Annotated in this window: 16 protein-coding genes; 6 read left to right on the forward strand and 10 right to left on the reverse strand. The window is 67.5% G+C overall.

What is annotated here, in order from left to right; all coding sequences use genetic code 11:
• Positions 1–459: aldehyde dehydrogenase family protein (locus ACFPU0_RS19680; protein WP_377694949.1), on the reverse strand; the 459-nt coding region annotated here is incomplete at its 3' end.
• Between the two features lie 319 nt (positions 460–778).
• Between ACFPU0_RS19680 and ACFPU0_RS19685 the strand changes: the two genes are divergently transcribed.
• Together ACFPU0_RS19685 and ACFPU0_RS19690 are read left to right on the forward strand one after the other, a co-directional pair.
• Positions 779–2,680 carry a sigma-54-dependent Fis family transcriptional regulator gene (locus ACFPU0_RS19685; RefSeq protein WP_377694951.1) on the forward strand — a complete coding sequence of 634 codons (1,902 nt, stop codon included), beginning with the start codon at positions 779–781 and terminating at the stop codon, positions 2,678–2,680.
• A gap of 288 nt (positions 2,681–2,968) precedes the next feature.
• On the forward strand, positions 2,969–4,066 hold the full coding sequence (locus ACFPU0_RS19690; RefSeq protein ID WP_377694952.1) for a hypothetical protein: 1,098 nt from the start codon (positions 2,969–2,971) through the stop codon (positions 4,064–4,066).
• A 127-nt stretch (positions 4,067–4,193) separates the two neighbouring features.
• Here the strand turns inward: ACFPU0_RS19690 and phnX are convergent, their stop codons facing one another.
• The 3 genes from phnX to ACFPU0_RS19705 all read right to left on the reverse strand — a co-directional run bounded on the left by phnX (position 4,194) and on the right by ACFPU0_RS19705 (position 7,842).
• Positions 4,194–5,021 (reverse strand): phosphonoacetaldehyde hydrolase, encoded by an 828-nt coding sequence (gene phnX / locus ACFPU0_RS19695; protein WP_377694953.1) that lies wholly within the window; start codon positions 5,019–5,021, stop codon positions 4,194–4,196.
• Positions 5,022–5,060: 39 nt separating this feature from the next.
• Positions 5,061–6,401: an MFS transporter gene (locus ACFPU0_RS19700; RefSeq protein WP_377694955.1), complete on the reverse strand. Its 1,341-nt coding sequence runs from the start codon at positions 6,399–6,401 to the stop codon at positions 5,061–5,063.
• 280 nt (positions 6,402–6,681) lie between these two features.
• Entirely contained in the window at positions 6,682–7,842 is a 1,161-nt protein-coding gene (locus tag ACFPU0_RS19705) for a 2-aminoethylphosphonate--pyruvate transaminase (protein ID WP_377694956.1), read from the reverse strand.
• Between the two features lie 130 nt (positions 7,843–7,972).
• Between ACFPU0_RS19705 and ACFPU0_RS19710 the strand changes: the two genes are divergently transcribed.
• Positions 7,973–8,845, forward strand: a complete 873-nt coding sequence (locus ACFPU0_RS19710) for a LysR substrate-binding domain-containing protein (protein ID WP_377694957.1) — start codon at positions 7,973–7,975, stop codon at positions 8,843–8,845.
• On the opposite strand, the gene ACFPU0_RS19715 is transcribed toward ACFPU0_RS19710, so the two are convergent.
• From ACFPU0_RS19715 to ACFPU0_RS19725, 3 genes are all read right to left on the reverse strand, one after another.
• Complete coding sequence (locus tag ACFPU0_RS19715) at positions 8,842–9,591, reverse strand: GntR family transcriptional regulator (RefSeq protein ID WP_377694959.1); 750 nt, start codon at positions 9,589–9,591, stop codon at positions 8,842–8,844. The genes ACFPU0_RS19710 and ACFPU0_RS19715 overlap by 4 nt on opposite strands.
• Before the next feature lie 78 nt (positions 9,592–9,669).
• A complete protein-coding gene (locus tag ACFPU0_RS19720) occupies positions 9,670–10,359 on the reverse strand; it encodes a FadR/GntR family transcriptional regulator (RefSeq protein WP_377694960.1) in 690 nt (229 codons plus the stop codon).
• 64 nt (positions 10,360–10,423) lie between these two features.
• Positions 10,424–11,752 (reverse strand): C4-dicarboxylate transporter DctA, encoded by a 1,329-nt coding sequence (locus ACFPU0_RS19725; protein ID WP_377694962.1) that lies wholly within the window; start codon positions 11,750–11,752, stop codon positions 10,424–10,426.
• A gap of 301 nt (positions 11,753–12,053) precedes the next feature.
• Between ACFPU0_RS19725 and mpl the strand changes: the two genes are divergently transcribed.
• The 3 genes from mpl to ACFPU0_RS19740 are packed head-to-tail and all read left to right on the forward strand — an operon-like array spanning position 12,054 to position 14,329.
• Positions 12,054–13,406, forward strand: coding sequence for a UDP-N-acetylmuramate:L-alanyl-gamma-D-glutamyl-meso-diaminopimelate ligase (gene mpl, locus ACFPU0_RS19730; protein WP_377694963.1), 1,353 nt, complete (start codon positions 12,054–12,056; stop codon positions 13,404–13,406).
• Positions 13,407–13,416: 10 nt separating this feature from the next.
• A complete protein-coding gene (ubiX, locus tag ACFPU0_RS19735; RefSeq protein ID WP_377694964.1) occupies positions 13,417–14,046 on the forward strand; it encodes a flavin prenyltransferase UbiX in 630 nt (209 codons plus the stop codon).
• Positions 14,039–14,329: a YceK/YidQ family lipoprotein gene (locus ACFPU0_RS19740; RefSeq protein WP_377694965.1), complete on the forward strand. Its 291-nt coding sequence runs from the start codon at positions 14,039–14,041 to the stop codon at positions 14,327–14,329. The genes ubiX and ACFPU0_RS19740 overlap by 8 nt, the downstream gene beginning before the upstream one ends.
• Positions 14,330–14,806: 477 nt before the next feature.
• Here ACFPU0_RS19740 and ACFPU0_RS19745 read toward each other — a convergent pair whose 3' ends face one another.
• The 3 genes from ACFPU0_RS19745 to ACFPU0_RS19755 all read right to left on the reverse strand — a co-directional run bounded on the left by ACFPU0_RS19745 (position 14,807) and on the right by ACFPU0_RS19755 (position 16,916).
• On the reverse strand, positions 14,807–15,274 hold the full coding sequence (locus ACFPU0_RS19745; RefSeq protein ID WP_377694966.1) for a YbaK/EbsC family protein: 468 nt from the start codon (positions 15,272–15,274) through the stop codon (positions 14,807–14,809).
• 62 nt (positions 15,275–15,336) lie between these two features.
• On the reverse strand, positions 15,337–16,203 hold the full coding sequence (locus tag ACFPU0_RS19750; RefSeq protein WP_377694967.1) for an MBL fold metallo-hydrolase: 867 nt from the start codon (positions 16,201–16,203) through the stop codon (positions 15,337–15,339).
• A 71-nt stretch (positions 16,204–16,274) separates the two neighbouring features.
• On the reverse strand, positions 16,275–16,916 hold the full coding sequence (locus ACFPU0_RS19755; protein ID WP_377694968.1) for an oxidoreductase: 642 nt from the start codon (positions 16,914–16,916) through the stop codon (positions 16,275–16,277).
• Between the last annotated feature and the right edge of the window lie 8 nt (positions 16,917–16,924).

Genomic DNA, 16,924 nt, shown 5'->3' on the forward strand with positions numbered 1-16,924 from the left:
CTCGTGGATGTGGTAGGCGACGGTGCCTTCGTTGATCTCGGCGGCGCCGCCTTCCTGGGCGCGGATGCAGCCGGCGAAGTAGCGGAAGTGGTCGACGGCCAGCGGGATGTCGGCGTTGAGGGTTTCGCGCACGGCCTTGCCATTGTCCCAGGTCTCGGTGACGGCGAGGACTTCCAGGTTCTGCTCGATGCGGTCGGCGATCTTCAGCAGGATGTTGGAGCGGTCCTGGACCGAGGTGCGGCCCCAGGCGTCAGCCGCGGCATGGGCGGCGTCCAGGGCCTTTTCGACGTCTTCGGCAGTGGAACGGGGAAATTCGGCGATCGGCTGGCCATTCACCGGCGAGGTGTTGGTGAAGTACTGGCCTTTGACCGGGGCGACGAACTCGCCGCCGATGTAGTTGCCGTAACGGGACTTGAAGGAAACGACAGCGCCGGGGGTACCGGGTTGGGCGTAACGCATGGTGTTTCTCCTGTCTCTTGTTTTGTTGGAGATAACGCAGGGTGGTGTATGTCCTCCGTAGAGCAAGGGCTGGGCCAGGGTGCCGGAAGTCCCATTCCAGAGCGGTTGCGTGGGGGCTCGCATGACGCGTTGTCCGACACCTGTTGCAGGGCTGCCACAGTCGAGGGTGACACTTTGTCACGAGGCTGGCACAGCAGGTGACCGGCGGGTCGGGCGGCCATTGCAAAGGCTCCTGTGCTTGGGGGATGCTGCGCCGATGCGGGTGCCGTTCCACGGCCAGGGCTGCCTCCCCGGAAGTCCGCACAGGAGAAGAACAACAATGCAGAATCCTCTCAGCCGTCACGCCCAACAGGTGATGACCCTGGCACAGGGGAAGGCGCAGGCCAGCGGGCCGGCCGCCGACCCTTCGATCGCTCGCTCCTGGCTGCGCTGCCTGGAGGATTACCACCTCGACCCGGCCCTGCCGGTGGCGCCCACCGTGCTGGAGCACGGGCGCATGCTCGAATGCCGCGAGCGCATGCAGCAGGTGCTGGAGGTGGCCAATGGCGAGATGAACAACCTCTACCGCCAGCTCTCCGGGGCCGGCCACGCTGTGCTGCTCACCGATGCCCGCGGGGTCATCCTCAATTGCGTGACCGCCCATGCCGAACGGCCCACCTTCGAACGCGCCGGGCTGTGGCTCGGCGCCGACTGGAGCGAGTCCAGCGAAGGCACCAATGGCATCGGCACCTGCGTGGTGGAGCGCCAGGCGCTGACCATCCACCAGGACGAACACTTCCGCAGCCGCCACACCGGCCTGACCTGCTCCGCCAGCCCGGTGTTCGATCCCCAGGGCGACCTGATGGCGGTGCTGGATGTGTCGTCCGCGCGACACGATGTCTCGCGCCAGAGCCAGTTCCACACCATGGCCCTGGTCAACCTCTCGGCGAAGATGATCGAGAGCTGTTATTTCCTGCGCCGCTTCGAGGGCGAGTGGCTGTTGCGCTTCCACCTCCAGGCCGAGTACATCGGCCTGTTCAGCGAAGGGTTGCTGGCCTTCGACGGGGAAGGGCGGATCAGTGCGGTGAACCAGAGCGCCATCAACCTGCTGGGCAGCCCCCGCGAGCGCCTGATCGGCCAGCCGGTGGAAGCCTTCTTCGACTGCCGCCTGGACGACCTGCTGGGGCGCGCCAGCCCGCAGCCGGTGACCAGCTGGCCGTTGCGCACGCGCAATGGCCGCACCCTGTTCGCCGCCCTGCGCGGCCAGCCGCGCGGCATTCCCCAGCCCATCCCAACAGTAGCGGTGAAGTCCAGTCGGCCGGACATCTGTCTGGGCGACCTGGCCCTGCAGAACGACTTCCGCCGCGCCTTGCGGGTTTACGAGCGCGACGTGCCGCTGCTGATCAATGGCGAAACCGGATCGGGCAAGGAGGCCTTCGCCCGTGCCCTGCACCAGGCCAGCTCCCGCGCCGAACGGCCGTTCGTGGCATTGAACTGCGCGGCCATCCCGGAAACCCTGATCGAGAGCGAGCTGTTCGGCTATCGCGGCGGCAGCTTCACCGGTGCACGCAAGGAAGGCATGCGCGGCAAGCTGCAGCAGGCCGACGGCGGCACCCTGTTCCTCGACGAGATCGGCGACATGCCCCTGGCCCTGCAGACCCGCCTGCTGCGGGTGCTGGAGGAACGCCAGGTGGTCCCAATCGGCGGCGAACCCCAGCCCGTGGATGTGCGCATCATCAGCGCCACCCACCGCGAGCTGGAGGCGCGGGTCCAGTCCGGCGGCTTCCGTGAGGATCTGTTCTACCGGCTGAATGGCCTGATCCTCGACCTGCCGCCACTGCGCGAGCGCAGCGACAAGCCGGAGTTGCTGCAGTACCTGCTGGAGGAGGAGGCGCGGGGGCAGCGCATCTGCCTCGCCGAGGACGCTCGCCAGGTACTTCTGGACTACCACTGGCCGGGCAATGTGCGGCAGCTGCGCAACGTGCTGCGCACCCTGGCGGCGCTCTGCGACGATGGCGTCATCCGCCTGGCTGACCTGCCCCGCGAGGTGCGGCGCGCGGCACCCGCAGCGGCCGCGCCCGAGCCGCAGGTCAATCCCCTGGACGATGCCGAGCGCACGGCCCTGCTCAACGCCCTGGATAGCCAGCGCTGGCACATGACCCGCACCGCCGAGCAGCTCGGCATCAGCCGCAACACCCTGTATCGCAAGCTGCGCAAGCATGCGATCGCGACGCGGGGGTAGTTGTAGGGGCGAATTCATTCGCCAACCGGTCCGAGGGACCCACCTTCGGGTTGTCGGGGGACGCTGCGCATCCCTTGGCGAATGAATTCGCCCCCACAGGTTCGTTGCCCCCGACAAACCGAAATGCCCGGCAGCAGGCCCCCAACCGTGGCTACACTTTTCCCTACCTTGCATGGCCCGCCAAGGCAGGCTTCCCAAGGAATCTGCTGCTGCGGGTCCATTTCCCGAAGGCCTTGATCGAGGCGCAGTGGTGCTGCCGGGCAGTGCTGTATCGACAGGGGCGAGTTCATGGTTCTCGAGCGCAGGCTTCCCTTCCACGACATCCGCCTGGTCCTGGTGCTTGCCACTGCCTGCTGCGTGGGCGGCTGCGGCACATTGGGGCCGGCTTCGGTGCAGCGCGACCGCACGGATTATGGCGACGTGCTCGCATCCACCTGGAAGGAGCAGACGCTGCTCAATATCGTCAAGCTGCGCTATGGCGACGCGCCGGTGTATCTGGATGTCTCTTCGGTCATCAGCTCCAGCGCGATCGAAAGCCAGGTCAGCCTGGGCAGCAGCTGGTTCTCGGGGTTTCCCAGCGATGGCGACAGTCAGACCGTGCTCGCCACCGGCCGCTATACGGATCGCCCGACCATCAGCTACACGCCGCTCTCCGGGGAACGCTTCTCGCGCTACCTGCTGCGCCCGCTGTCGCCGGGCGCGGTGTTTTCCCTGATCCAGGCGGGCTACCCGGTCGACCGCGTACTCCAATTGACCACGCGCGCCATCAACGGGGTCTACAACCGCTCCACATCTCCAACGAGGATTCGTTCCGCTGATCCGCGTTTCTATCAGTTGCTCGATACCCTGCGGCGGATCCAGCGGTCCGAGGCGCTCGGGATGCGCATCAGTCCGCGCGGGGACGATGACAATTCACTGATGATCATTTCCCGTGGCGTCCCGGACAGCGTCGCCAGGGATAGCCACGCAGTGCGCGACATCCTCCAGCTGCGTCCCGACGCCAGCGAGCTGACGTTGACCTTCGGCATGGTGCCGAGGAGCGATACCGAAGTCGCCGTGCTCACGCGCTCCATGTCGGAAATCTTTGCGGAAATAGCCGCGACCATCGAGGCACCCCCCGAGCACGTCGCGCAAGGGCGCGCCAACCCGATGCCCGCCCTTCCCGCGCCGACGAGCCCTTGGGACCAGCCGCTGGTACGTATCCAGTCGAGCGTGGGGCGACCCGCCGATGCCTATGCAGCGGTTCGCTACCGTGACCACTGGTTCTGGATCGACGACCGGGACATGCGCTCCAAGTCGGAATTCCTGTTCATCCTCGTGCTGTTCTCCCTGGCCGAAACGGGCATTGCGCCGCAGGCGCCGGTGATCACCGTGCCCGCCAACTGACAGCGTCCGCCGATCCCGGTCCAGGCACAAAAAAGCCCGGCCCCTTTGCGGGGGCCGGGCTTTTTCACCAGAGGTGCGGGCATCCCTGCCCGCCGGGGGAGGGGCCGACGGCAGACCCCGCTTCCAATCAGTTGGACTGGGGCATCTCGCCGCGAGCCAGGCGCTTGTTGATGTCGTCGATTACCGCCGGCAGGTCGGCGATGGTGTCGATCAGGTAGTGCGGGCGGGAGGCTTCGAAGATCTGGCCGATGCGCGCGCGCTCCTGGTCCAGCTTGTCCTTGGGCAGCGCCTTGTATTGCTCGTAGCTCAGGCCCAGGGCGTTGCCCGAGCAGGTCAGCGCCACGGTCCACATGCCGGCGCTGCGGCCTTCGAGGATGCCCGGCCAGGTGTCGTCCACCTTCACGCAGGCGGCCACGTCGTCGATGCCCAGGGCGATCACGTTGGCCAGGGCCTGGGCCGGGTGCGGGCGGCCGTTGGGCACTTCGTCGGTGGCCACCACGTGGTCCGGCAGGTAGCCGTTCTCGCGGGCCAGCTCCACCACCTTGGCCATCACCACCGCCGGGTAGCCGGAGCAGGTGCCGATCTTCAGGCCCGTTTCGCGCAGGGTGGCGATGGCGTCCAGGGCGCCGGGGATCAGCGCCGAGTGCAGGCCGATCTTCTCGATCTGCAGCGGCATGAAGCGCTCGTAGATGGCGGTGACGTCATCATCGGTCGGGGTCCGGCCGAAGGCGGCGCGGTAGCGTTCGGCGATCGCCGGGATGTCGCAGAGGGTGCGGATATGGTCCCACTTGCCCATGCCCATGGGGCCGCGGGCTTCTTCCAGGGAGACGGCGACGCCGAACTCGGCGAAGGCTTCGACGAAGATCTGGGTCGGCGCGAAGGAGCCGAAGTCGACGACGGTACCGGCCCAGTCGAGGATGGCAGCTTTGAGTTGGGTGGGTTGCTTGTATTGCATGGCGAGGGCTCCAGCGGATTGCAGTTGGGGTAACGGAGTTCAGGATTTGGCGCCGGCCAGGGCCGGTTGACCGGTGAGCGGAACGCTGTCCGGCGCTTTCAGGGTTTGTGGGCGGCTGTTCCAGAAGGGCACCAGCATCAGGCTGGCCAGCAGCGCCGCGGCGGTGAACACCAGGAACACGGTGGTGGTGTCGAAGTAGCCCGGCAGCAGGCCGCCGAGGATTGCGCCGACCGAACCGCAGCCGTTGACGAAGCCCGCGGCGGTGCCGGCGCCATCCTGGGTGCCGAAGTCGATGGCGGCCGAACCGCTGATCATCGAGTCGGGCCCGTAGAGGGTCATGCCCATCATGAACAGCAGGCCGACCACCAGGTACAGGCTGCCGCTCTGCATGGCCGGGACGAACAGCGCCAGGCAGACGGTAAGGGCGATCAGGCTGAGTACGCAGGCCGGCATGCGGCGGGCGCCGAACAGCTTGTCCGAGGCGTAGCCGATCAGGATCGGCCCCACCAGGCCGGCCACTTCGAAGGCGGTCGGGACTATGGCCGAGGCGACCTTGCCAATGGCCGGCATGCGTTCGTAGACGATCACCGGCCCCCAGAGGAGGATGGCGTAGCGCGCGGGTTTCAGCAGGAAGTAGGCCAGGCCCAGCACCAGCACGGTGCGGTTCTTCAGCACCTTGCGCAGGGCGTTCCAGTGGCTTTCGCGCGGCGCGTCACGCTGGTCCTGCGGCTCGGCTTCCACTTCCACGGGCGGCAGTCCGACGTCCTGCGGGCGATTGCGTTGCAGGAGGAAGAACAGCACGGCGACGGCGAACACCACCAGGGCGCTGGAGATGAACGACATGCGCCAGTCATGGAACACCTCGTAGGCCCACCAGCCGGCGAACGGCGTGGCCACCAGGCCGCCGAAGGCGTAGCAGGTGCTCCAGTAGCCGAGCACGCGGCCGCGTTCGCCGGTGGCGAAGAAGCTGCCGATGTTCTTGCACAGCCCCGACCAGCCGGTGGACTGGGCCAGGCCCTGGATCACCATGCAGGTGGCGAAGATCGGCAGGGTGGCGAAGGTGCCCATGGCGACGGCCGCGAGGGCCGAGATCACCAGGCCGCCAAGGACGACCACACGCGGACCGAAACGGTCGGCGAAGATGCCCCAGGTGAACTGGCCGATGGCGTAGGCGGTGAGGTAGAGGGCATCGAGATTGGCCATCGCGGCCTTGTCGAGTTCGAAGCTCGGGTCTTCGCCGATGCCGAGCTTGGCGACGGAGAAGGCCTTGCGGGTGAAGTAGAAGGCGGCGTAGGCCAGCCAGGTGATGAGGAAGATCTGGACGCGCCAGCGCTGGAGTGACTTCCAGCCGCTGTGCAGGGTACCTGCGTTGTTGTTCATGGTTCTGACCCCGTATGGGTATGCCGGACAGTGCAAATAGGGAGGTTGTTGTTGTTTTGCTGCTGGGCTGTCTAAACGCACGGCCTTGGTCAGATGGCAGCGGCCGTGGCGTCAGGCGTGTGGATGTGGTTCGGCGCTAGTCCTGGCTCCTGCCCGGCGTGGCCGAGCGGTCGGTTTACTACAGGGATGTTTCAGAAAAAGGTCACCGCGCCTCCGGCTCCACTACCCGCAGCGGAACCGGCTCAGGAATGGCGGGTGACCTGAAAGATCGCCTCTCGACTCAGGCGGTCATGTCCACGCCCATCACCTCCAGGGTGTCGGCGATGGCGCGCAGCAGCTGGCGGACGATGTGCTCGTCGATCTGGCCGATGCAGCCGATGCGGAAGCTCTCGGCGACGGTCAGCTTGCCGGGGTAGATGATGAAACTGCGGGCCTTCAGTTCCTCGTAGAAGCGCTTGAACTCGAAGTTCGGGTGTTCCGGGCTGAAGAAGGTGGTGATGATCGGCGACAGCCAGCGGTCTTCCAGCAGGGTCCTGAAGCCCATCTCGCGCATGCCGGCCACCAGCACATCGCGGTTGCGGCTGTAGCGCGCCAGGCGGCCCGGCACGCCACCCTCGGCGGCGTGCTGTTCCAGCGCCGCGCGGAAGGCCACCACGCTGTGGGTCGGCGGGGTGAAGCGCCACTGGCCGGTGCGCTCCATGTAGATCCACTGTTCGTAGATATCCAGGGCCAGGGAGTGGGCGCGGCCCTTGGCGGCTTCCAGCAGCGAGCGGCGGATGATCACGAAGCCGAAGCCGGGGATGCCTTCGATGCACTTGTTGGCCGAGGACACCAGCACGTCGAAGGCGACCTCGTTGACGGTCAGCGGCACGGCGCCGAAGGAGCTCATGGCGTCGACGATCAGGCTCTTGCCATGGGCCTTCACCACGTCGGCGATCTCGCGCAGCGGGTTGAGGATGCCGGAGCTGGTCTCGCAGTGGACCAGGAACACGTTGGTCACGTCCGGGTTGGCTTGCAGCAGGGCGTCCACTTCCTCCGGTTGCGGCGGCAGGTAGTCGCCCTTGTCCAGGGTGAGGTAGGCGCGGCCCAGGTAGTCCAGGGTCTTGGCGGCGCGCTGGCCGTAGGCACCGTTCATCAGGATCAGGCACTTGCCGTCGCGGGGGATGGCGGTGGCCAGGGCCGCTTCCACCGAGAAGCTGCCGCTGCCTTGCAGGGGCACGCAGGCGAAGCTGTCGTCCTGCACGCCGGCCATGGACAGCAGTTCCTGGCGCACTTCGGCGGTCACCAGGTTGAAGGCGCCGTCCCAGGAGCCCCAGTCGCGCAGCATGGCTTCCTTGGTGGCCTTGGAGGTGGTCAGCGGGCCGGGGGTCAGCAGGTAGGGCTCGCCCAGGGCGGGGGCGGCCAGCGGCTGGGTGGAGGTCGGGAATTCGGCTTTGGTCATGATCGTCTCCAGCGTTGTTCTGGTGAGGGCGCGTTGCGGTGGAGAGATGGAACCAATTCCGGAAAAATAAATAAAATCGATTTATAGTATTTCAAAAATAACTTCAGCTTATTTATAGAGGCGATGGCGGATGGCGGTTTCCCAGGCCCAGCTCAAGGCCTTCCATGCCGTGGCGGTGCACGGCAATTTCACGCGCGCGGCCGAGGCCCTGTTCCTCAGCCAGCCGGCGGTTTCCGACCAGGTGCGCAAGCTGGAGGAGCGTTTCGGCATCCTGCTGTTCAACCGCAACAAACGCTCGGTGCAACTGACCGACCTCGGTGAGCGCCTGCTGGCCATCACCCAACGGCTGTTCGCCGCCGAAGCCGAGGCGCAGGAGCTGCTGTCCACCTCGCGGGCCCTGGAAACCGGCAGCCTGACCCTGGCGGTGGATTCGCCAGTGCACCTGCTGGGGCACATCGCGCGATTCTGCGAGCGCTATCCGGGCATCCGCGTCAGCCTGGTCACCGGCAACAGCGACGAGTGCCTGCGCCGGCTGCAGGAGTACAAGGCGGATTTCGCCCTGCTCGGGCGGGTGGTGGAGGACGACGGCCTGATCACTCAGGTGCTGAGCAGCGACCCGCTGGTGGCCTTCGTCGCCCATTCGCACCCCTGGGCGGCGCGTGACTCCATCGTCCTCGCCGACCTGGACGGCATGCCCATGGTGCTGCGCGAGCGTGGTTCCATGACCCGGCAGATCCTCGAAGACGAAATGCAGCGCGCGGGGCTGTCGATCCGCCCGGCCATCGAGGTGGAGGGCCGCGAGGCGACCTTCGAGATGGTCGCCGCGGGCCTGGGCGTCGGCCTGGTCTCGGCGGCGGAAGTGGGGGCCAGCGCCAACGTCCATGTGCTGCCGATCCGCGACTGCCTGCAGTGCATGACCGAGACCCTGGTGTGCCTGCGCGAGCAGGGCTCGCGGCGGATCATCGAGGCGTTCCTGGAAACGGTCCGCGGACGCCGTGCCTAGGCCCGGCGACGCTGGAGGGGATCGAGCCTGCCCTGGAAGGCGGCGCGCAGGTCTTCCGTGGGCGGCGGTGTGAAGCGCAGCCGGGCGAAGAGTCCGGTCAGGTGCCGTTTCATCAGCTCGCTGGCCTGCTCCGCATCGCCTTCTCCCAGGGCGTCCACCACCGCCTGGTGTTCGTCGCAGGCGGCTTCGCTATAGGCGCGGCTGCGGCTCAGGGCAATGCTCAGCGCGGCACGGCGCAGCAGCTTGGCGAGGAAGTCCGGCAGCCAGGGGTTGCCGGAGTGCTCGGCCAGGCGCAGGTGGAAGCGGTTTGCCTGGTCGATCAGGCCGGCGTGGTCGCCGCTGGCCAGGCACTGCCGCTGGCGTTCGACCATGGCGCGCAGTTCGTCCAGTTGCTCCCGCGTGAGGCGGTCGCCGATCAGGCGGATGGCCTGGGACTCGATCATCAGGCGCGCTTCCAGCAGCTCTCGGGCGTGCCGCTCGCAGGGGCGGGCGATGGAGGCGACCTGGTTCGGCGCCAGTTCCACTGCGCCTTCCTCGGCCAGGCGGGTGAGCGCGCGCTGCACGGTGCCGGTGCTGACGCTGAAGATGCGGCCGAGGGTCTCCTTGCTGAGCCGGGTGCTGGGGGCCAGGCGGCGGTTGAGGATCGCCGTGTAGAGGGCTTCGTAGACCAGGTGTCCGGGGGCGCGGGTCTGGCCCTGGAGGTCTCTGCCGATCGGGGCGGAGGTTGTGATGTTGGTGTCGTGCATGGTCCCACCTCGCATCGCGTGAAGTGTCGACTGGGTGGCCCCTGTTCCGGGGCCCCGTGGGGCGGCGCGGGCGCCGCGTCAGGTCTCGGGCAGGCGCAGGTCGATGTTCAGCCGCACGCCTTCGTTGAGGATGTGCTGGCGCATCGCCCGGCTGGCCTGCTCGCTGTCATGGCGGCGAATGGCGCGCAGGATGGTCTCGTGTTCCTCGAGCACCTGCTCGGCATGCTCCGGGCTGTGCAGCACCTTTCCCTCGCTTTGCTCCAGGGCCGTGCCGATCTGCCGGGACACGCTGAGGAAGATCGGGTTGGAGGTGATCGCCACCAGCTTGCGGTGAAAGGCCGAGTAGGCGCTCGCCAGGGCCGTGGGATTGCGATCCTCCACCGCCTCGCGCATGTCCAGCACCAGCAGGCGCAGCTGGCTGAGGGCGTTGTCGTCCACCGTCTGCGCCACCAGGCCGACGACGAAGGGCTCCAGCGCATAGCGCAGTTGCAGCACGTCCCCGGTGGTGGCGGCGCCCGGCACTTGCACCTCGGCCAGGGGCTGGCCGCGGCGCTCCAGCACCATCACGCCCTTGCCCGGGAGCGAGCGGACCACGCCCAGGGTTTCGAGCACGGTGATGGCCTCGCGCAGGCTCGGGCGGCTGATCTCCAGCTGCTCGGCCAGTTCACGCTGCCCCGGCAGCATCTGGCCGGCGGCCCACTGCCCCTGTTCGATGGGTTCGAGCAGCTTCTGCACGATCGAATTGACCAGTTTGGATGACGAGAACATTGAACCTCCCTAATGCTTGGAATCCCTCGACGAAGCGGCGCCCCGGGTGGAGCGCCAGCCGCCGTCAGGCATCCGTTTTTCCCGGTCTGACCAGTTGCGTGCGCAGCTGCATGGAGCCGTCATCCTGCCCGTTGCCGCCGCCGGCGAGCATGTCCTGGGCGCGCTGCAGGTCGATGTCGTTTTCCCAGCGGGCGATGGTGACGGTGGCGACGCAGTTGCCGATGAGGTTGGTCAGGGCCCGGCCGATGCCCATGAACCAGTCGACCGAGAGTACCAGCACCAGGCCGGCGGCGGGGATGGCCGGTACCGCGGTCAGGGTGGCGGCGAGGATCACCAGGGCCGAGCCCGGAATGCCGTGGGCGCCCTTGGAGGTGACCAGGGACACCAGCAGGATGGTCAGCAGGTCGCCGACGGACAGCGGCGTGCCGGTGGCGTGGGCGATGAACACCACGGCCAGGGTCAGGTAGATGGAGAAACCGTCGAGGTTGAAGGAGTAGCCGGTGGGGATCACCAGGCCTACGGTGGAGCTGCGGATGCCTAAGCGTTCGAGCTTGCGCATGACCTGCGGCAGCACGGCATCGGACGAGGCGGTGCCGAGCACGATCAGCAGTTCCTCGCGGAAGTAGCGCAGGAAGGGCAGCAGCGGCACGCCGCACAGGCGCAGCACGCCGCCGAGCACGACCAGGACGAACAGTGCACAGGTGAGATAGAAGACCGCCACCAGGGCGCCGAGATGGCTGAGGGATTCGATGCCGTAGCGGCTGGTGGTGAAGGCCACCGCGCCGAACACGCCCAGCGGCGCCAGGCGCACGATCATGCCCATGATGCGGAAGATCACGTGGCTGACTTCGCCGATCAGCTTGGAGACACCGCTGGCCTGCTCGCCCACCAGGTTCAGGGCGCTGCCGAACAGCACGGCGAACAGCAGCACCTGGAGGATGTTGTTCTCGGCGAAGGCGCTGAACACCGAACCGGGGATCAGCCCGAGGATGAACTCCACCGGCCCGTGGAGGTGCGAGCCGCCCGAGGTGTAGGCCGCGGCGTCCTTGCCGGAGAGGCTGGAGAGGTCGATGTTGGCACCGTCGCCCAGGCCCATGCCGTAGGCCACCGCGAGGCCGAGGACCAGGGCGATGGTGGTCAGCACCTCGAAGTAGATCACCGCCTTCAGGCCGATGCGCCCGACCTTCTTCAGGTCGCCCGCACCGGAAATGCCGTTGACCACCACGCAGAACACGATCAGCGCAATGAGCATCTTGATCAGTTTGATGAAGGCGTCGCCCAGGGGCTTGAGCTGGGACGACAGTTCGGGGAGCGCGACGCCGCAGAGGACGCCGATCGCCAGGCCAATCACGACTTGCAGGAATATCGAGCGGGAGCAGAGCTTGAGAAGCATCGGGGTGGTCTCCGTTCGGCGCATTCGCCGGATCCCGCTGGGAGCGGAGGTGAGGGGCGAATGCATTAATTGTTGTTGTGGTATTACCGGTCAGACCAGTGCAGCCTATTGCCAAGCCCGGGTACTTGGCAAGCGCCATTTGTCATGGCGCGGGAAGGGGGGCGTCGACCTTTTGCCCCGGGTTGCGGTCGAACGGCGGCGGCGGGAGACCATGCCGGCCTCCCGGGCGCCGGACGGGGCCGCTGTGCTAACCTGCGACAAGTTTTTTCCGGGCCGGGGCGGCCCGTTTCAGAGGTCATCCATGCATATCCACATCCTCGGCATCTGCGGCACCTTCATGGGATCGCTGGCGGTGCTGGCCAAGGAACTTGGCCACCGTGTCACCGGCTCCGACGCCAATGTCTACCCGCCCATGAGCACCCAGCTGGAGGCCCAGGGCATCGAGCTGATGCAGGGCTATGAGCCCGCCCACCTGGATCCGGCACCGGACCTGGTGGTGATCGGCAACGCCCTGTCCCGCGGCAACCCGGCGGTGGAGCATGTGCTGAACAAGGGTCTGCCCTACGTCTCCGGCCCGCAGTGGCTGGCGGACCACGTGCTGCAGGGCCGCTGGGTCCTGGCGGTGGCCGGTACCCACGGCAAGACCACCACCACCAGCATGCTGGCCTGGGTGCTGGAGCACGCCGGCATGAGCCCGGGCTTCCTGATCGGCGGCGTGCCGCAGAACTTCGGCGTCTCCGCGCGTCTGGGCGGCACCCCCTTCTTCGTGGTGGAGGCCGACGAGTACGACAGCGCCTTCTTCGACAAGCGTTCCAAGTTCGTCCACTACCGCCCGCGCACCGCGATCCTCAACAACCTGGAATTCGACCACGCGGACATCTTCCCCGACCTCGCGGCCATCGAACGGCAGTTCCACCACCTGGTGCGGACCATCCCGGGCGAGGGCCTGATCATCCACCCGACCGCCGAGACCGCCATCACCCGCGTGCTGCAGATGGGCTGCTGGACGCCCGTGCAGACCACCGGCGAAGGCGGCCAGTGGCAGGCGCGTCTGCTGGCCGAGGACGGCTCGCGCTTCGAGGTGCTGTTCGAAGGCGCGGTCGCCGGCACCGTGGACTGGGAGCTGACCGGCCAGCACAACGTGGCCAACGCCCTGGCCACCCTGGCCGCCGCCCGCCATGTGGGCGTGGTGCCGGAGCTGGGCGTTGCCGCGCTGTCCGCCTTCAAGAGCGTCAAGCGGCGCATGGAGAAGGTGGCCGAGGTGAAGGGCGTGACCATCTTTGACGACTTCGCCCACCACCCCACCGCCATCGCCACCACCCTCGACGGCCTGCGCAAGCGCGTGGGCGACGCCCCCGTGGTGGCGGTGATCGAGCCGCGCTCCAACTCCATGAAGCTCGGCGCCCACCGCGACGGCCTGCCGGATTCGGTGAAGCTGGCCGACCAGGTGTTCTGGTACGCGCCGCCGAACCTCGGCTGGGACCTGGCGGCGACCGCCACGGCCTGCCCGGTGCCGGCGCAGGTCTGCACGTCGCTGGAGAGCATCATCGCCGAGGTCAAGGCGCTGGCCCGCCCCGGCACCCAGGTGGTGATCATGAGCAACGGCGGTTTCGGCGGCCTGCACGGCAAGCTGGCCAAGGCCCTGGAAGACTGAGGAGCTGGCCATGAGCGGACCTTCCCGCATTACCCTGGCGATGACCGGCGCCTCGGGCGCCCAGTACGGCCTGCGCCTGCTGGACTGCCTGATCCAGGAAGACCGCGAGGTGCACTTCCTGATCTCCAAGGCGGCGCAACTGGTGATCGCCACCGAGACCGACGTCACCCTGCCGGCCAAGCCCCAGTCGATGCAGGCCTTCCTCAGCGAATACACCGGTGCCGCGCCCGGGCAGATCCGCTGCTACGGCAAGGAGGACTGGATGGCCCCGGTGGCCTCCGGTTCCGGCGCGCCGGCGGCCATGGTGGTGGTGCCCTGTTCCACCGGGACCCTCTCGGCGATCGCCAGCGGCGCCTGCAACAACCTCATCGAGCGCGCCGCCGACGTGACCCTGAAGGAGCGCCGCCAACTGATCCTGGTGCCGCGCGAGGCGCCTTACTCCAGCATCCACCTGGAGAACATGCTCAAGCTGTCCAACCTCGGCGCGGTCATCGTGCCGGCCTCGCCGGGCTTCTACCACCAGCCGCAGACCATCGACGACCTGGTGGACTTCGTGGTGGCGCGCATCCTCAACCTGCTGGATATCCCCCAGGACATGCTGCCGCGCTGGGGCGAGCACCATCAGGGCGTCGATGACTAGACGACTGGCCGCGGCCCTGCTGGCGCCGCTCCTGCTGCAGGGCTGCGCCAGCGTCGGCACCCTCAACGCGGCCAAGCCGGGGGCGCCGATCATCTATTCCGGCACCCGCCTGGACTGGTATTCCCTGAACGGCGGCTGCTGCCCCATGGACCGCTTCGGTGTGGAACCGCCGCGCTATCCGGCCCTCGACCTGCCGGCCAGCGCGCTGCTGGACACCCTGCTGCTGCCCTTCGCGGTGGCGGCGGAACTGGGCGTGGTGCTGGGCGTTACGGGCGGGTATTGAGTCGTTTCCCGTGTAGGGTGGAAATCCCGGTGGCGGATTTCCACCGGCAATCTCCAGGTGGCCCATGGTGGATAGAAAAGCGCTATCCACCCTACAGGGCTGGGGTTACCGGCGGCAGAAACCTGTAGGGGCGAATTCATTCGCCGATCGGGCCGCAGGGCCGGCCCCCGGATCTGCGGGGGGATGCTGCGCATCCCTTGGCGAATGAATTCGCCCCTACACCAAGAGCAGCCTCCAGGCCGTTTCCTGGCAGACATCGACCCACTGTGCGTCCACCAACTCGGCCAGATGGCCCGGGGCGATGCGCGCCGCACTGTGGATGGCGCCGGCCGGAGGTTACTGGTGGGTATAGAGGTCGGCAGAAACCTGTAGGGGCGAATTCATTCGCCAACCGGGCCGCAGGGCCGGCTTCTGGATTCGCGGGGGGATGCTGCGCATCCCTTGGCGAATGAATTCGCCCCTACACCAAGGCAATCCTCAGGCCAGCTCCTGGCAGACATCGACCCACTGCGCTTCCACCAGCTCGGCCAGATGGTCCGGGGCGATGCGTACCGCACTGTGGATGGCGCCAGCCGCGGGCAGGATCTCGTCGAAGGCTTGCAGGGAGCGGTCGCAATAGACCGGCAGCGGGGTGGCCAGGCCGAAGGGGCAGACGCCGCCCACCGGGTGGCTGGTCAGCTTTTCCACCGTCTCGGCGTCCAGCATCCTGGCCTTGGCGCCGAAGGCTTCCTTGAACTTGCGGTTGTCGATGCGTGCATCGCCGCGCGCCACCACCAGCACGGCGTCCTCGCCGACGCGGAAGGCCAGGGTCTTGGCGATGCGACCGGGCTCCACGCCATGGGCCTCGGCGGCCAGGGCCACGGTGGCGGTGCTGGTCTGCAGTTCGATGATGTCGATCTCGGGCGCCTTTCCGGCAAGGAAGGCGCGTACCGATTCAAGGCTCATGGGCGATCCCTCTGTAAAAATCCGAATCCTTGAGCAGTGGATGGCGCGGCGTCAACCGCGCATCAAGCCGCCAGGCCGCGTACTTCCGCCAGGCTGTCGGCCAGGCCGTAGCGCCCCTTGCCGTCGCGCACCACGCGGCCCATGGCGATGGCCGGGTCGTGGGTGAAGACCAGGCGGCCATTGCGCGCCAGCAGGTCGGCCAGCAGGGCTTCCTTCTCTTCGATCAGGCCTTCCGGGAAACGGTCGTAGCCCATGGTGATGGGCAGGTGCACCCAGGGCGCGCCGGGGATCAGGTCGCCGCTGAACAGCACCGGGCCATCGGGCATGTCCAGTTCCGGCAGCAGTTGGCCGGGCGTGTGTCCGTCGCTCCAGTGGAAGCGCCAGCCGCTGCCCAGGCTTTCGCTGCTGCCGCCTTCCTCGATCAATTCCAGGCGGCCGCTGTTCTCCAGCAGTTCGAGCAGTTCCGGGATGTAGGAAGCGCGGTCGCGGGGATGGGGCTTGCAGGCCCGTTCCCATTGGCGGCGACCGGTGACGAAGCGGGCATTGGGGAACAGCAGGCGCGCCGGCTGGCCATCCTCCCAAGGAGCGAGCAGGCCGCCGGCGTGGTCGAAGTGCAGGTGGGTGAGCAGTACGATGTCCACATCGGCATCGGTCAGGCCGGCCTGGGCCAGGCTGTCGAGCAGCACGTGGCGTTCTTCCTGGACGCCGAAACGCTGCTTGAGTTCGGGGGAGAAAAACGCGCCGATGCCGGTTTCGACCAGTATGTTGCGACCGTCGTCCTGGACCAGCAGGGCGCGGCAGCCGAGGTCGATGCGGTGCTCGGCGTCCGGGACCATCCAGCGCTCCCAGAGGGCGCGGGGGGCGTTGCCGAACATGGCGCCGCCATCGAGTTTCTGGCTGTTGCCGAGCAGGGTGGTGAGGGTACGCATGGCAGGGCTCGCATCCGGAGGCAGGGCGTCAAGGCTAACCGCTGTCTCCACGCCTGCCCAGTCCCCGCTGGTCAACGGCCCAGGCGACGCAGGTCGTCCGACTCGATGATGCGCACGCCGTCTTCCTCCTCCAGCGCCAGGCGCCAGAGTGCGCGAGCCAGGGTGCAGGCGCCGATGCCGCGGTACTTGCCCGGCAGCCAGCGCATGAACAGCGCGGCCAGGCGCTCGCCGATGCGGAATTCGCCACGTGGCCCCATCAGCAATGATGGGCGGGCGATGGTCAGCTGCGGCCAGTCCATGGCTTTCAGGGCCTCTTCCATTTCGCCTTTGACCCGGTTGTAGAAGACCGGAGAGGCGCGATTGGCGCCTATCGCACTGACTACGATGAAGTGTCGGGCGCCCAGTTCACGGGCGCGCTGGGCGAAGGTCAGGACCATCTCCAGGTCGACGGCGCGGAAGGCTTCCTGGGAACCGGCCTGGCGGATGGTGCTGCCGAGGCAGCAGAAGGCGGTGTCGATACGGCCCTGCAACTGTGGCAGCAGTTCGACCAGGGGGCCGACGGGGTTTTCCAGGTGCGGGTGCTCGGCCAGGGGCCGGCGGGTCGGCGCCAGGACCCGCGCCACCGTGGGTTCATTGAGCAGTCGGTCGAGCAGGTGCTCGCCAGTGAGTCCTGTGGCGCCGGCGAGCAGAATGCGCTGGGGCGTCAGATGCATGCTGTTTC

This window comes from Pseudomonas sp. GCM10022186, from assembly GCF_042656385.1.
In the GTDB taxonomy this organism is placed as follows: Bacteria; Pseudomonadota; Gammaproteobacteria; order Pseudomonadales; family Pseudomonadaceae; genus Metapseudomonas.

What these genes read in the sequence shown, in the direction of transcription:
- ACFPU0_RS19685 (WP_377694951.1), top strand. Translation starts at nt 779, where the DNA reads ATGCAGAATCCTCTCAGCCGTCACGCCCAACAGGTGATGACCCTGGCA.
- ACFPU0_RS19690 (WP_377694952.1), top strand. Translation starts at nt 2,969, where the DNA reads ATGGTTCTCGAGCGCAGGCTTCCCTTCCACGACATCCGCCTGGTCCTG.
- phnX (WP_377694953.1), bottom strand. Translation starts at nt 5,021, where the DNA reads ATGCAATACAAGCAACCCACCCAACTCAAAGCTGCCATCCTCGACTGG.
- ACFPU0_RS19700 (WP_377694955.1), bottom strand. Translation starts at nt 6,401, where the DNA reads ATGAACAACAACGCAGGTACCCTGCACAGCGGCTGGAAGTCACTCCAG.
- ACFPU0_RS19705 (WP_377694956.1), bottom strand. Translation starts at nt 7,842, where the DNA reads ATGACCAAAGCCGAATTCCCGACCTCCACCCAGCCGCTGGCCGCCCCC.
- ACFPU0_RS19710 (WP_377694957.1), top strand. Translation starts at nt 7,973, where the DNA reads ATGGCGGTTTCCCAGGCCCAGCTCAAGGCCTTCCATGCCGTGGCGGTG.
- ACFPU0_RS19715 (WP_377694959.1), bottom strand. Translation starts at nt 9,591, where the DNA reads ATGCACGACACCAACATCACAACCTCCGCCCCGATCGGCAGAGACCTC.
- ACFPU0_RS19720 (WP_377694960.1), bottom strand. Translation starts at nt 10,359, where the DNA reads ATGTTCTCGTCATCCAAACTGGTCAATTCGATCGTGCAGAAGCTGCTC.
- ACFPU0_RS19725 (WP_377694962.1), bottom strand. Translation starts at nt 11,752, where the DNA reads ATGCTTCTCAAGCTCTGCTCCCGCTCGATATTCCTGCAAGTCGTGATT.
- mpl (WP_377694963.1), top strand. Translation starts at nt 12,054, where the DNA reads ATGCATATCCACATCCTCGGCATCTGCGGCACCTTCATGGGATCGCTG.
- ubiX (WP_377694964.1), top strand. Translation starts at nt 13,417, where the DNA reads ATGAGCGGACCTTCCCGCATTACCCTGGCGATGACCGGCGCCTCGGGC.
- ACFPU0_RS19740 (WP_377694965.1), top strand. Translation starts at nt 14,039, where the DNA reads ATGACTAGACGACTGGCCGCGGCCCTGCTGGCGCCGCTCCTGCTGCAG.
- ACFPU0_RS19745 (WP_377694966.1), bottom strand. Translation starts at nt 15,274, where the DNA reads ATGAGCCTTGAATCGGTACGCGCCTTCCTTGCCGGAAAGGCGCCCGAG.
- ACFPU0_RS19750 (WP_377694967.1), bottom strand. Translation starts at nt 16,203, where the DNA reads ATGCGTACCCTCACCACCCTGCTCGGCAACAGCCAGAAACTCGATGGC.
- ACFPU0_RS19755 (WP_377694968.1), bottom strand. Translation starts at nt 16,916, where the DNA reads ATGCATCTGACGCCCCAGCGCATTCTGCTCGCCGGCGCCACAGGACTC.